Genomic DNA, 13,672 nt, shown 5'->3' with positions numbered 1-13,672 from the left:
GGAGAAGGGGTTATGAAAAAATGGATGAAGATGTCTGGGAGTATTCTTTATGTGATGGTGTTCACGGTGATGATAGCCTCTATTATTGTCGTGTTGTCATCAAGAACAACAGGGGGAGAACCTCAGATCTTTGGTTATCAATTGAAGCAAGTATTATCAGGTTCGATGGAACCAGAATTTTCAGCTGGGTCACTGATTGTTGTAAAACAGGTCGCCTCACCTGAGACGCTCAAAAAAGGAGATATTATTACGTTTCAAACAAAGCAGGATCAGTCCTTTGTGACCCACCGAATTGTTGGGGTGAAGGGAAAGGGTGCAAATAAAGCGTTTGAGACGAAGGGTGACAATAATATGTATCAAGACGGTACGCTGGTAAAAGCGGATCAGGTAACTGCGCAGTATATGGGAGTGAACATTCCTTATGCAGGAAAGCTTCTTTCGTATGCAGGGACATCAGCTGGAACTGCTTTGCTCCTTATTATACCAGGTGTCATGCTGCTCGTTTATTCAACCATTCATTTTGTGGGCGCAGCAAAACATCGTAGACACACGGCTGATGTACATATCTCAGAGGAACAAGCTTAAATCGTTTGTAACCTAATCAGGTTTCAATAAAACAATATATTAGGGGGTTTATTCATGGCAATGAAGAAATCAATTCGTTTAGGTGTATTATCAGGGGCTTTAGGTCTTGCATTAATTGGCGGGGGAACATGGGCGGCGTTTAATGATATTGAAAAGGCAAACGCGGTCTACTCGACAGGAGAGCTGGATTTATCTGCTAAAGAGAACTCCGGCGCCATCAACCTTTCGAACTTAAAACCTGGTGATCGGATCAAGAAAGAATTTCATTTTGATAATAAGGGATCACTAGCGATAAACCAAGTGCTGATGAGTCTTGATTATAGCCAGTTTACAGATGGATCTTCCGCGAAGAATGGCGGTAAAAATACAGCTGAAGAATTTCTCAGCCAGTTTCAGGTGAGTGTTCTTACGGTTGGAGCCGAAGGTGGAAATGGTTATCCGAAAAATATTATTTTAGACCATGCAAACCTGCTTGACTTGCATCAATTAACGTCAAAACAGGATCAGACCGCATTTGAAAAGCTTCGTCATGCCGTCGATGAGAAGTTTTTACATGAAAGTGGGAAAATTAATGTAGCAACTGTTGATGGAACAGTGGCTCCAGAGTATGACGGCATTCCAAAGAATCCGTTTGATTACGATAAAATGGAAATGATCATTGAATTTATCAATGACCAGACGAAGGATAAAGCTGGTCACTATATCCAAAATAAATACCAAGGCGATGCGATTCAAATTGATCTTTCCTTCGAAGCGACTCAGTGGAATGGTTTAACGATCAATCCAAAAAAGCATACGGATGAAAAAGGCTACGTGAAAGAAAACGAAAAAGCACACAGCGAAGATAAAAAATAAAGCCAGTCTTTAGGCTGATATCAAGGTCTGCATAGCAATTGGAGGAGTATGCGCTAAAACGTGCGCTTTACTCCTCTTCTTGCTTTTTTCTCCAGATTTGATAATCTAAAAATTCACGAAATTGCTTTTTCGAAACCCCTGATGTCATTGCATCTCGAACTAGTTTTTCCCATTCACTATCTAATTGACCATCGTATTCGGTTTCATCTTTTTCGTTTAAAAGTGTATGAACCGAGACGTCCAGAACAGCGGAGACTTTTTCAAGAAATTGAATGGAGGGGTTTGTTTGCAAGTTTCTTTCTATTGAGCTTAAATAAGACTTCGCTACCCCAGCCTTTTCGGCCAGTTCTGATAGTGAGTAGCCTTTTTCATTGCGGTATTGTTTAATACGCTGGCCAATCAATGTCATCACCTTCCTTTCGATATTATAGCACATTCAGAAAGGTTTGATAGAATGACTTCTTACCAGAGGGGGAGACTCAGAGGACTTTTCATTTGATTTGAGGAAATGACGGACTTCTTCAACTGTTAGTCCTGCCTTGCGAGCTTCGCGTAATAATTGAACCCATTCACTGTCTAATTTGTTCGTTTTCTTTTCCATACAAATACCCTCCTAAAATACTGAATCATGTATTTCAGGCACTTAACGCATGAAATGGAAAGACATAGGTGGTAAGACCTCATAGTTTGCTTGCGTCATGTTTCCGCCCAATACAAACAGACAAACTTAGCTTTAGACTGATCGAAAATTGTATGTCACATAAAAGGGAGGGGACCATGAGTCAACCTCCTCTTTTTTGCTGTAAGTAAAAAAGTCCGCCATTTTCAATCGTAAGACTGATTTTTGGTTCGTATAAAGTTTTGAGTGCTTGTCTTTCTATTTCATATTCTACAGATGTGTCTGAAGTCCCTTCATAAAATTGGTTTAAAAGTTCGAAGTCTTCCTTCCATTTTTGAACGGCTCGCACTGCCCAGTCGTCCGGCTCCTCATGGGCATAATGCTCCATAAGGCTGTAGAGCCGTTTGATTCCGCTCTCTGGCTTAATCATTGTGCTCATCGTAAAGCAATAATCGGGAATTTGAGACGACAGCTCACGAGCTTCCAGCTTCTCTTGAAATTGTTCAATGACTTCTCCGCGAATGAGATGAAGGCCTAATGATAAAAGCTTATCCTTCTTCCGGTCTGCAAGGTAAGAAATTTTTACATTGAGACCAAGCCATGGCTCAAGGGCGATCTGGTTGTTCGTGAGCGGGCTGACTCGTTCATAAAGCCGGATAAAACGGCCCTGCTCTTTGACCGCCTCAAATATTTGAAATAACCGGGGGGAGCCGAAATGGATAAATTCACCACTGATCGTATCACCCGCTTTTTTTTGATCTGTGATCAAAGTCAATTGCCGCGGTTCAGGTACACCGCCAGTTTTTTCAAGCCAGTGCCAATAAAAAGGACGGTTCATAATCAATTTATCCATTTCAATTGTCAGCTGGACGGTCATATGTCCTGCACTTTCTTCTAATATGCTGCATTGATTCGCCTTGAAAAAACGGAGAAGAAAGGTGTGAATGTCATGCTGCTCCATTGATCAACTCTCCTTTATGAGCCTTGCTGTCTTTTTTCTAAAAGTGGTGTTTGTGCTTCAGTTAAATAAGAAGCAAACTGGGTTAATTTCTTTTTCATGTCTCCGCCTGGTTCATGCTGGAAGAGGATTTGATGCAATTCTGTTTCGACATCTTTAATATCAATTCTTGTTAAAATATCATCTAAATCGCCTATGACGTTTTCGAACAACTGAATTTTTTCATATAGAAGCTTTAAAATATGCTCTTCAACTGTTCCGCTCGTTGCCATATTGTAAATGTGGACATCTCGCTCTTGGCCAAGGCGGTGGATACGTCCAATTCTCTGTTCTAAACGCATCGGGTTCCATGGGAGGTCGTAGTTAATGATTTGGTTACAAAACTGAAGGTTGATCCCTTCGCCGCCAGCTTCTGTCGCAATTAACACTTGCGCCCGTTCTCTGAATAAATCTTTCATCCAATCTTTTTTGCCCCGCTTAAAGCCGCCCCGAAATGGCACAGAGCTGATGCCATTTTGCTGTAGAAACCATTGTAAATAAATTTGTGTGGCGCGGTATTCGGTGAAAATAATGACCTTCTCATTTAACTGCTGAATGAGTTTGACCACTTCAAGCGCCTTTGAGTTTTGCTCCACTTGATTGATTTTCTCCATGATTTGCGCTATAGCAGAAGATCCGAGAATATGCTTTTCTTCTTCCTGCATTTTTTTAATCGTCATATAAACTGCTTCACGGCTTGAACAGCATTCTCGTTCCAAGGTCATAATGGAAAACATATGCTTTGTATAAGAAGGATTCTCTTTCAGCTTGCAGATTTCATCATACAATGCTTGTTCTGTCGGAGAGAAATCAATGGAAATCGTTTTGACATGCCGTTTTGTCCACTCGATGCCTGTGTCTTGTCTTCGGTTTCGAATCATCACTTTATTGACGAGCTGTTTTAATCGGTCATGGTCTTCAAGCTGCAAGTCCTTTTTGGCAAAGATATCTTTAAATTGATGTTCATTTCCTAGGTGGCCTGGCTTCAGAAGGGAAACAAGATTAAATATTTCTCCGATCCGGTTTTGAATAGGTGTGGCTGTCAGCAGCAGGCAGAACTTCTTATTCAGGTTTCTCACAAATTCATAGTTTTTCGTTTTATTGTTTTTCAGTTTGTGTGCTTCATCGATAATGACCATATCGTAGGCAATCGATAAAATCGTGTCTCGATGCGGCTGTCTTTTGGCTGTGTCAATAGAGGAAACGACAACGTCACACTGTTCCCACACATAGCTCTTTTTTTGTTCAACAGCATCAATATAAAATTTCGTCCGCAGCTCCTGTACCCACTGAGATACAAGAGAGGCGGGGACGAGAATGAGAATCTTTTTGGCAAGTCCACGAATCATGTATTCTTTGATAATGAGTCCTGCTTCTACGGTTTTTCCAAGACCCACTTCATCTGCTAGAATGGCTTTCCCATTCATTTCTTCTACGACTCTTCTGGCTACTTCGAGCTGGTGTTTTAAAGGTGTGAATGCAGGCAGGTGCGCAGGAGCTTGCAGCCCCTCGAATGAATCAATGGCTGTGACTTTTTGAACCTGCGTCGCTAAACGATACATATCCCAGTTCGCCCAGGGGCCGTCTGCTGAAAGCCGCTGCTGAAATTCATTTGCCCATTCCTGATCAAAAATCGTTTGAATATTCAATGTGGTCGCCTGCCTTTCTTTCTAGTAGGATCTGATAAAATTGTTCTGTTTTTAAACGCTTCATTTTTTTGGAGGTCTCTAAAAGACTAGATATATGAATAAAAGCGAACGATATCGAAGGGTTATTTTAAAAATGTTAATGATTTTTCTGTTGCTCTTCATCCATTTCTAATGGTAGGATGTTGATAAGTGATCTAGAAAATAAGTCACCCATTTTGATAGTATGTCCAATAAATGTGAAAAATATGAGCGGATGATGGTATGGGGAGAGACCTGGCGGTTATTTTGCACTGGCAGGCGCCGAAGGAGCAAGCTGAATGATTCAGTGAATCTCTCAGGCAAAAGTACTCTTACCGGACGCAACTCTGGAGAGTGTTTGCTTAAGGGTTTTAGCAAACCACCAAAGGGGAAAACGCACAATGATATTGTGCTGTAAACTTTCAGGTGCAAGGACAGAGACTTCTTTTTGATAAAAGGGAGCGCTCTGTCCTTTTTTGCTGTGATTTTTTTCTGAAAATTCAGCTTGCATTTGCACTGTGAGAAAAAAGGGGGAAACGATTGATGTTGAAACGAACACCGCTTTTTCATGCGTATGAAACGTTTGGCGCAAAAACCATTGACTTCGGGGGCTGGGAATTACCTGTCCAATTTTCTTCCATTAAAGAAGAACATGAAGCTGTTCGAACAAAAGCAGGGCTTTTTGATGTGTCTCACATGGGTGAGGTGGACGTCAAAGGTCAAGATGCCCTTCCATTTTTACAAAGGTTATTAACCAATGATGTGTCTAAGCTGACAGACGGTAAGGCACTATATACAGCCATGTGTTATGAAGATGGCGGAACGGTAGATGACCTGCTCGTCTACCAAATAGAAAAGAATCACTATTTGCTTGTCATCAATGCATCAAATATCGATAAAGACGTGGATTGGCTTTTGAAGCACCAAGAGAAGGATGATGTATTGATCAAAAATATGTCTGATCAAACCGCCTTGCTAGCGCTTCAAGGACCTCTTGCAGCTGACATCATCAAAGAGGTGGCGGGTGAAGAGGTGACATCGCTTAAGCCATTTACGTTTTTATCAAAAGCTGAGGTCGCAAATAAAGAAGTGCTCGTTTCCAGAACAGGCTACACAGGGGAAGATGGCTTTGAAATCTACTGCCAGTCAGAAGATGCGGTCCACCTTTGGTCAGCTTTATTAGAAGCGGGGCAGCCAAAAGGACTCATTCCATGCGGACTCGGTGCACGTGACACCTTGAGATTTGAAGCAAGACTTCCGCTTTACGGCCAGGAGCTGACAAAGGATATCTCTCCATTAGAAGGCGGCATTGGTTTTGCTGTCAAAACGGATAAAGAAGCTGATTTTATCGGAAAAGCTGCACTTAAAAAACAAAAAGAAGAGGGACTGAAGCGAAAGCTTGTCGGCATTGAAATGATTGATAAAGGGATTCCGCGTACAGATTATCCAGTCTTTTCAGGAGAAAAGCAGGTTGGGATTGTCACAACGGGCACTCAATCCCCAACATTAAAGAAAAATGTCGGGCTTGCTTTGATCGAAACCTCAGAGGCGGAGCTTGGATCAGAGGTGGAAGTACAAGTTCGCAAAAAACGTCTAAAAGCCAAAATCGTCGCAACACCATTTTATAAAAGAGCCAAATAACGAGGGGGAATAGAGGATGAAGCACAGGTATTTGCCGCAAACAGAGCAAGATCAAAAAGAAATGCTGGATGTCATCGGCGTTCGGTCGATTGATGAGCTTTTTTCAGATATCCCAGAGAAAGTTAGATTCAAAGGAGCATACAACATCAAAGAAGCCGCATCTGAAACAGCGCTTGTCAGGGAATTATCCCGACTAGCTGCAAAGAATAAGGATACAGTTTCATATGCATCGTTTCTTGGTGCAGGTGTATATGATCATTACCAGCCTGTCATTGTCGATCATGTGATCTCACGCTCTGAATTTTATACAGCGTATACACCTTATCAGCCGGAAATTTCGCAAGGTGAATTGCAAGCGATCTTTGAATTTCAAACAATGATTGCTGAGCTGACTGGTATGGATCTTGCCAACTCCTCGATGTATGATGGCGGGACGGCACTGGCTGAAGCGGCAATGCTCGCTGCGGGACACACAAAGAAGAAAAAAGTGGTTGTTTCTGAAACGGTTCATCCTGAATCAAGAGCGGTGCTGAAAACATATGCCAAAGGACAAAACATTGAAGTTGTTGAAGTGCCTGCGAAAAAAGGGCAGACAGATCTAGCTGCATTGGAAAAAGCGGTCTGCGATGATACAGCAGCAGTTCTCGTGCAATATCCAAACTTTTTTGGTGTCGTCGAGCCGTTAAAAGACATTGAACCCATTGCACATAAAGGAAAAAGCCTATTCATTGTCTCTAGTAATCCCCTCGCACTCGGACTATTGACGCCGCCTGGAAAACTCGGGGCAGATATTGTCGTTGGTGATGCGCAGCCGTTCGGCATCCCGGCTGCATTTGGCGGACCTCACTGCGGATATTTTGCTGTGACGAAAAAGTTGATGAGAAAAGTGCCGGGTCGTTTAGTCGGGCAGACAGAAGATGAAAATGGTGTTCGTGGATTTGTCCTGACCCTTCAAGCGCGTGAGCAGCACATTCGAAGAGATAAAGCGACGTCAAATATTTGCTCAAACCAAGCATTAAATGCATTAGCTGCTTCTGTTGCCATGACGGCACTAGGGAAAACAGGCATAAAAGATATCGCCTATCAAAACGTGCAAAAAGCCCATTATGCCAAGACGCAGGCAGAAAAATATGGACTGCAGGCGGATGTAGAAGGGGCTCATTTTAATGAATTTGTGATCAAGTTACAGGAGCCTGTGAAAGAAGCCAATAAACGATTGCTTGAAAAAGGAATCATCGGCGGCTACGACTTGGGGCTAGACTACCCAGAGCTTCAGCAGCACATGCTTGTAGCCGTGACAGAGCTAAGAACAAAAGAAGAAATTGATACGTTTATCAAGGAATTGGGGGATCGCCATGAATAAACAAGATCAGCCGCTTATTTTTGAATTATCTAAAGAAGGAAGAATAGGGTACAGCCTGCCTGATTTAGATGTACCTGAACAGGAGATCCCGTCTTTATTTGATGAGACGTACATCCGTGATGAGGATGCTGAGCTTCCTGAAGTATCTGAGCTTGATATTATGCGTCATTATACAGCATTATCAAGACGCAATCATGGGGTTGATTCCGGATTTTATCCTCTTGGCTCATGCACGATGAAATATAATCCAAAGATTAATGAAAAGGTTGCACGCCTTGCGGGGTTCTCGCAGGTTCATCCGCTACAAGAGGCAGACACTGTGCAAGGTGCATTAGAATTACTATACGATTTAGGTGAACATCTTGAAGAAATTACGGGAATGGACGCTGTGACATTACAGCCTGCGGCAGGAGCACATGGCGAGTGGACGGGACTCATGATGATCCGTGCGTATCATGAAGCAAGGGGAGATCATCATCGTACAAAAGTCATTGTGCCTGATTCTGCTCATGGAACGAACCCGGCATCTGCGACAGTCGCTGGATTTGAAACCATTACCGTCGCATCTGACGAAAATGGGCTTGTTGATTTAGAAGATTTACGCCGCGTTGTTAATGAAGAAACAGCTGCTTTAATGCTTACAAACCCGAATACACTAGGCCTCTTTGAAGAAAATATTTTAGAAATGGCTGAAATCGTTCACGGAGCGGGCGGTAAGCTTTATTATGACGGAGCCAACTTGAACGCTGTTTTAAGCAGAGCAAGACCAGGAGATATGGGATTTGACGTTGTCCACTTAAATCTTCATAAAACCTTTACAGGCCCGCACGGAGGCGGAGGTCCTGGCTCAGGTCCTGTTGGCGTTAAAAAGGAATTAATTCCTTATTTGCCAAAGCCGGTGCTTGTGAAGAAGGAAGGCCGTTTTTACTTTGATCATGACCGTCCAGAATCAATTGGGCGCGTGAAGCCATTCTATGGCAACTTTGGCATTAACGTCAGAGCTTATGCGTACATCCGCTCTATGGGGCCAGACGGCTTAAAGGCTGTAACCGATAATGCCGTGTTAAATGCGAACTATATGATGCGCCGCTTAAGTGCTCATTATGATTTGCCGTTTGATCGTCACTGTAAGCATGAATTTGTGCTTTCAGGTAAACGTCAGAAAAAATTAGGTGTGCGGACACTGGATATTGCCAAACGATTACTTGATTTCGGCTACCATCCGCCAACGATCTACTTCCCGCTCAATGTAGAGGAATGTATCATGATTGAACCGACTGAAACAGAATCAAAAGAAACGCTTGATGCATTCATCGAAGCAATGATTCAGATAGCGAAAGAAGCAGAAGAGAATCCTGAAGTGGTGCAGGAAGCGCCGCATACAACGGTTGTCAAACGTATGGATGAAACAAAGGCCGCTCGGAATCCCGTTCTCGTTTTTGAAAGAAAATAAAGAAAAAAGACTCAGGGGGAATCATGCTCCCAGAGTCTTTTTAGTTAGTTCTTCGTTTTAATGCGGCCGCCCCATTTTTTAAAGCCGCCTTTTAAATTATAAATCTCACGGCAGCCGTTTTTACGTAAAGTTTGGGCTGCTTTTCCGCTTCTGAAATTATTTTGACAATAGAGATAAACAGGCTTGTCAGGACGTATTTCATTTTTGCGCTGCTTTAGTTGGGAAAGGGGGATATTTCTTGCCCCTAAAATATGTCCGCCTTCAAACTCATTTGGCTCTCTCACATCAATGAGCTGGGCTTTGCGGTAACCTTTAATAAATTCTTCTTCCGTCAGCGTTTTCATAATGCGCTGCTGATAAATGTAGCTGCCGATGGAATAAAGAACGAAAAGTCCACAAAGTGAGAGGACGATATAGTTGAATATTGACAATACAACTCGACTCCTTCTTGAGCATCAGCACAGTAGCCTGTCTGATGGTACGTTTTAGACAAATACTATTATAGTAAAGCATAAGAAACTTGTCATCATAAATGGTAAGAATTATTTTCAATTCCGTCCCTATTTGATAGACTGATGAAGAGAGAAAACCGGTGGTCACCACCATCATCTAACATTGACTACGTAAAAGAGAAGGGATTTTATATGCAAAAAGAGAAATGGTGTTTCATTGATTCAGGAAACCAAGACCCTGCCTTTAACATGGCAATGGACGAAGCCTTGCTTTATTGGCATAGCGAGAAGCTCATTCCGCCTGTTATCCGCTTTTATGGATGGAATCCGGCGACATTATCTGTTGGGTATTTTCAGAACGTTGAAAAAGAAATCAACCTAGAAGCCGTCAAGCGATATGGTCTTGGATTTGTCCGCAGACCAACCGGAGGACGGGGAGTACTTCATGACCAGGAGCTGACCTACAGCGTGATTGTGTCAGAGGAACATCCAGAAATGCCAGCGACGGTGACAGAGGCGTACCGCGTTATTTCAGAAGGCATTTTAGAGGGCTTTAAAGAGCTGGGACTCGATGCGTATTTTGCCATTCCTCGAACAGATAAAGAAAAGGAAAGCTTAAAGAACCCAAGATCATCTGTATGCTTTGATGCCCCTTCTTGGTACGAGCTTGTTGTAGAAGGCAGAAAGGTAGCGGGCAGTGCTCAGACGAGACAAAAAGGTGTCATTCTCCAGCATGGATCTATTTTAATTGACCTTGATGAGGACAAATTGTTCGATTTGTTCCTTTATCCAAACGACCGGGTGAGAGAGCGGATGCAGCGAAGCTTTAAAAACAAAGCGGTTGCCATCAATGAAATCTCAGACCGAACATGTACAATAGACGATGCGCGTGCTGCGTTTAAAAGAGGGTTTGAAAAAGGATTAAATATTGAGCTTGAACCTTATGAGCTGACAGATGAAGAATTAGCGTTTGTCCATCATCTCGCAAAAACGAAATATGCCTCAGATGATTGGAATTACAAGCGTTAAGCCGAAGGACACTCCTTGTTTTTTAATGAACGATGGTGTAGAATTGGGTTGATTATTAAGTAAAGGTGCATTATGGAGGGGTTTTATGACTACACCTAGTATGGAAGATTACATTGAACAAATTTATATGCTGATAGAAGATAAAGGATATGCCAGAGTCTCTGATATTGCAGAAGCACTCGCTGTCCATCCCTCCTCTGTAACAAAAATGGTTCAGAAGCTAGATAAAGATGAATACCTCATTTATGAGAAGTATCGTGGTCTAATTTTAACCCCGAAAGGCAAAAAAATTGGAAAACGTCTCGTATACAGACATGAACTGCTAGAGCAATTTTTAAGAATCATTGGTGTAGATGAAGAGAAAATTTATGATGATGTAGAAGGCATTGAACATCATCTCAGCTGGAACAGTATTGACCGCATCGGCGATCTCGTTCAATTTTTTGAAGAAAACGATGAGCGATCTGTTCAGCTGAAAGCGATTCAAAAGAAAAACGAACAAACAAATCAAGAATCTTAATCAAAAAGGACACCCTCAGCATGGGTGTCCTTTTTGATTAAAGTTCTAATTGAAAGCAAAAGCTCCTACACTATTATTAGCGTGAAATCAAAGGGGGCTCCTTGATGAAGATAGATGGTGTGTTCTCAGGTGGAGGCATTAAGGGGGCAGCGCTTGCAGGTGCCTATGAAGCGCTTGAAGCGAGAGGATTTCAATTTGTTCGCCTTGCTGGTACAAGTGCTGGAGCAATCATTGCTTCACTCATCGCAGCAGGTTTTACAAGCCAGGAAATTCGAACGCTTTTAGATGAAATGGATGAGCATCAATTGCTTGATAGGAGATGTCAATTCATCCCGTTTAAAATGCTTAGGTGGGTATCCATTTACTGGCGTCTCGGTCTTTATAAAGGAGACCGGCTGGAAAAATGGCTGACCGATGTGCTAAAACGAAAAGGGGTCACCGTGTTTGGAGACCTCAAAAAAGATTCACTGAAAATCGTTGCGTCCGATTTAACGAATGGAAAAATCCTTGTTCTGCCAGACGACCTTCCTTCATATGGCTTAAATCCAGAGCGGTTTTCCGTGGCGAGGGCTATTCGAATGAGCTGCAGCCTGCCGTATTTTTTCGAACCTGTCAAACTGAAGTCATCAAAAGGCATTTGTACAATTGTAGATGGAGGAGTGCTGAGCAATTTTCCAATTTGGCTGTTTGCTGAAGAGAAAAAAAGACCGTTCGTCGGTGTTACATTAACGCCAAACGAAAAAGAACGCCCTCAACACTCCATCCGCAATGCGTTTGAACTGTTTGGCGCTCTTTTTGAAACGATGCGTGGTGCTCATGACGAAAGACATATCGCCACAAAACACGAACGTCATATTATTTTTATTCCTGTAGAACACGTCATTGCCACTGATTTTCAACTCATGACAGAAAAGAAAAAGGCGCTCGTCGATCTAGGCAGACAGAAGGCCGAGCAATTTTTAAAAAGCTGGACATTTTAAAATAAGGCGCGATTCTTCTTTTTGTTTTTCTTGCCTTCAATCACAGTCAAATGTGTTTGGCTTTTCTTTTTGAGAAGGACGGGCTTAGACTTGTGGTCAGTCGGCACGCTTCGCAAATGAGTGACCCGATTTTTCATCTGGCTTTTCGTTTTTGGTTTAGGCTGCTGGTAGCGACGTTTTGATTGTTTGACTGCTTTACGATAAAGATTGCCCTCTGTTCCAGTTCTTCGATTCATCAGCCATCTAAATAGGAAAAACAAAACCGCTCCAATGATCACAACAGACAGCAGCATGGTAAAAAGTCTGCCTGGGTTCGTTGTGAGTAAGTACACAAATCCCAAAACACCTAAAGCGAAAATAATGGTAAAAGCAGGATGTACTCGGCGATTCATAACTGTCCACCTCCGAAGGAATTTACCGGATTTATAAGTTAGATCACTTGATGAGCAGAATCTGACGCTTGTTTCAGAGATACTTCCTCTAAACGAAGAAGTTCATTAAAACTTGCAATGGCTACCTCGACTTGATCGTCAGAAGGTTCTTTTGTTGTGAGCAATTGCAGCCAAAGGCCAGGATAGCCAAGCACTTTAAGCACAGGCACTTCTCGGAGTTTGTTCGTGAATTGAAGCACTTCAAATGAAATGCCCAGAACAACCGGAATAAGTGCCAAGCGGTTCAGAACTCTCACCCATAAAGGATCTGTCGGTACGAGTAAATAGACGAACATGCCGACAATGACAGTGAATAAAATAAAGCTGCTGCCGCATCGATAATGCAGACGGGATTGCTTTTGGACATTTTCCACTGTGATGTCAAGGTTCTGTTCATAGCAGTTTATGACTTTATGTTCTGCCCCATGATATTGAAATACTCTTTTAATTAAAGGGGTCATGGAAATAAAGTGAATATAGCCTAATAAAAGGACCAATTTGAAGAATGTTTCCACTGCGATTTGTGCGAAATTCCCTGAAAAGATGGGACGCACAAGCTCTGCTAAAAAGACAGGTACCAGGGTAAAGACAAATTTACTAAAGAGTAGAGAGAGAACTCCGATCACAGCAATGCCGAAGATCATGGATAATTTCGAGCCTTTTTGTTCCTTTTCAAGAGTATGATCTTCAGAAGGATCTAAGTCATATCGCTCACTGGAGAAGTTTAAGTGCTTACTGCCGTTTGCGCTTGCTTCAACAAGTGCAGCAACACCCCTGACAAAGGGGATTTTCTTGAGAAAGGCGGTTCGTTTATTGGAGGTCCGGGGAAGCTTCAAAAACTCAATGGACTGGTCCTTTCGCCGAATCGCTGTCACATAGTTCTTCTTACCTCCGAACATGACACCTTCGACAACTGCCTGCCCTCCATAAGCTGGAGGTTTTGTTTGATTGGACATATTTCATCAACCTGCCTGTTTCCTGTAATTTACATGCATTTCCTTATACCTTTATTGTACAGGAAATGAGGGGAAATCACTAGCTCACAGGTCGATTATCTACTAGAATTCTATCTACCTCTTT

At 42.4% G+C, this 13,672-nt stretch carries 15 protein-coding genes and 2 riboswitches; of the genes, 8 read left to right on the top strand and 7 right to left on the bottom strand.

What is annotated here, in order from left to right; genetic code table 11:
- Nucleotides 1–12 precede the first annotated feature (12 nt).
- Nucleotides 13–585, top strand: coding sequence for a signal peptidase I SipW (gene sipW / locus NSS76_RS11450; protein WP_024422971.1), 573 nt, complete (start codon nt 13–15; stop codon nt 583–585).
- A gap of 54 nt (nt 586–639) precedes the next feature.
- Entirely contained in the window at nt 640–1,440 is an 801-nt protein-coding gene (gene tasA, locus NSS76_RS11445; protein WP_024422970.1) for a biofilm matrix protein TasA, read from the top strand.
- Between the two features lie 67 nt (nt 1,441–1,507).
- Here the strand turns inward: tasA and sinR are convergent, their stop codons facing one another.
- The 4 genes from sinR to NSS76_RS11425 all read right to left on the bottom strand — a co-directional run bounded on the left by sinR (nt 1,508) and on the right by NSS76_RS11425 (nt 4,705).
- A complete protein-coding gene (gene sinR, locus NSS76_RS11440) occupies nt 1,508–1,843 on the bottom strand; it encodes a transcriptional regulator SinR (RefSeq protein WP_024422969.1) in 336 nt (111 codons plus the stop codon).
- Between the two features lie 33 nt (nt 1,844–1,876).
- Nucleotides 1,877–2,041: an anti-repressor SinI family protein gene (locus tag NSS76_RS11435; protein ID WP_073206269.1), complete on the bottom strand. Its 165-nt coding sequence runs from the start codon at nt 2,039–2,041 to the stop codon at nt 1,877–1,879.
- A gap of 181 nt (nt 2,042–2,222) precedes the next feature.
- Nucleotides 2,223–3,020, bottom strand: coding sequence for a YqhG family protein (locus tag NSS76_RS11430; protein WP_024427993.1), 798 nt, complete (start codon nt 3,018–3,020; stop codon nt 2,223–2,225).
- A 14-nt stretch (nt 3,021–3,034) separates the two neighbouring features.
- Nucleotides 3,035–4,705 (bottom strand): DEAD/DEAH box helicase, encoded by a 1,671-nt coding sequence (locus NSS76_RS11425; protein ID WP_133744192.1) that lies wholly within the window; start codon nt 4,703–4,705, stop codon nt 3,035–3,037.
- Nucleotides 4,706–4,958: 253 nt separating this feature from the next.
- A riboswitch (glycine riboswitch) is annotated at nt 4,959–5,065 on the top strand.
- Nucleotides 5,066–5,068: 3 nt separating this feature from the next.
- Nucleotides 5,069–5,163: riboswitch (glycine riboswitch) on the top strand.
- Between the two features lie 103 nt (nt 5,164–5,266).
- On the opposite strand from NSS76_RS11425, the gene gcvT reads away from it, so the two are divergent.
- Genes gcvT through gcvPB form a run of 3 tightly spaced genes read left to right on the top strand, consistent with a single transcriptional unit; the run spans nt 5,267 to nt 9,180 of the window.
- A complete protein-coding gene (gene gcvT / locus NSS76_RS11420; protein ID WP_247721556.1) occupies nt 5,267–6,364 on the top strand; it encodes a glycine cleavage system aminomethyltransferase GcvT in 1,098 nt (365 codons plus the stop codon).
- A gap of 16 nt (nt 6,365–6,380) precedes the next feature.
- Nucleotides 6,381–7,727 (top strand): aminomethyl-transferring glycine dehydrogenase subunit GcvPA, encoded by a 1,347-nt coding sequence (gene gcvPA / locus NSS76_RS11415; protein ID WP_185853684.1) that lies wholly within the window; start codon nt 6,381–6,383, stop codon nt 7,725–7,727.
- Entirely contained in the window at nt 7,720–9,180 is a 1,461-nt protein-coding gene (gcvPB, locus tag NSS76_RS11410) for an aminomethyl-transferring glycine dehydrogenase subunit GcvPB (protein ID WP_185853683.1), read from the top strand. The genes gcvPA and gcvPB overlap by 8 nt, the downstream gene beginning before the upstream one ends.
- Nucleotides 9,181–9,224: 44 nt before the next feature.
- On the opposite strand, the gene NSS76_RS11405 is transcribed toward gcvPB, so the two are convergent.
- A complete protein-coding gene (locus tag NSS76_RS11405; protein WP_024422963.1) occupies nt 9,225–9,605 on the bottom strand; it encodes a rhodanese-like domain-containing protein in 381 nt (126 codons plus the stop codon).
- Nucleotides 9,606–9,824: 219 nt separating this feature from the next.
- Here NSS76_RS11405 and NSS76_RS11400 point away from each other — a divergent pair, with 219 nt between their 5' ends.
- The 3 genes from NSS76_RS11400 (at nt 9,825) to NSS76_RS11390 (ending at nt 12,161) form a co-directional block, all read left to right on the top strand.
- Nucleotides 9,825–10,661: a lipoate--protein ligase family protein gene (locus tag NSS76_RS11400; protein WP_024422962.1), complete on the top strand. Its 837-nt coding sequence runs from the start codon at nt 9,825–9,827 to the stop codon at nt 10,659–10,661.
- Between the two features lie 85 nt (nt 10,662–10,746).
- Nucleotides 10,747–11,181 (top strand): transcriptional regulator MntR, encoded by a 435-nt coding sequence (gene mntR, locus NSS76_RS11395; protein ID WP_024422961.1) that lies wholly within the window; start codon nt 10,747–10,749, stop codon nt 11,179–11,181.
- A gap of 104 nt (nt 11,182–11,285) precedes the next feature.
- On the top strand, nt 11,286–12,161 hold the full coding sequence (locus NSS76_RS11390; protein ID WP_024422960.1) for a patatin-like phospholipase family protein: 876 nt from the start codon (nt 11,286–11,288) through the stop codon (nt 12,159–12,161).
- Here the strand turns inward: NSS76_RS11390 and NSS76_RS11385 are convergent.
- Nucleotides 12,158–12,553 (bottom strand): SA1362 family protein, encoded by a 396-nt coding sequence (locus NSS76_RS11385; RefSeq protein ID WP_024422959.1) that lies wholly within the window; start codon nt 12,551–12,553, stop codon nt 12,158–12,160. The two genes, NSS76_RS11390 and NSS76_RS11385, sit on opposite strands and share 4 nt — an antisense overlap.
- A 38-nt stretch (nt 12,554–12,591) precedes the next feature.
- Complete coding sequence (locus NSS76_RS11380) at nt 12,592–13,548, bottom strand: DUF1385 domain-containing protein (protein WP_341082255.1); 957 nt, start codon at nt 13,546–13,548, stop codon at nt 12,592–12,594.
- Nucleotides 13,549–13,672 lie beyond the last annotated feature (124 nt).

Source organism: Bacillus sp. FSL R5-0654 (assembly GCF_038008745.1).
GTDB lineage: Bacteria > Bacillota > Bacilli > Bacillales > Bacillaceae > Bacillus > Bacillus safensis.
This window is presented reverse-complemented; position numbering and strand designations above follow the sequence as displayed.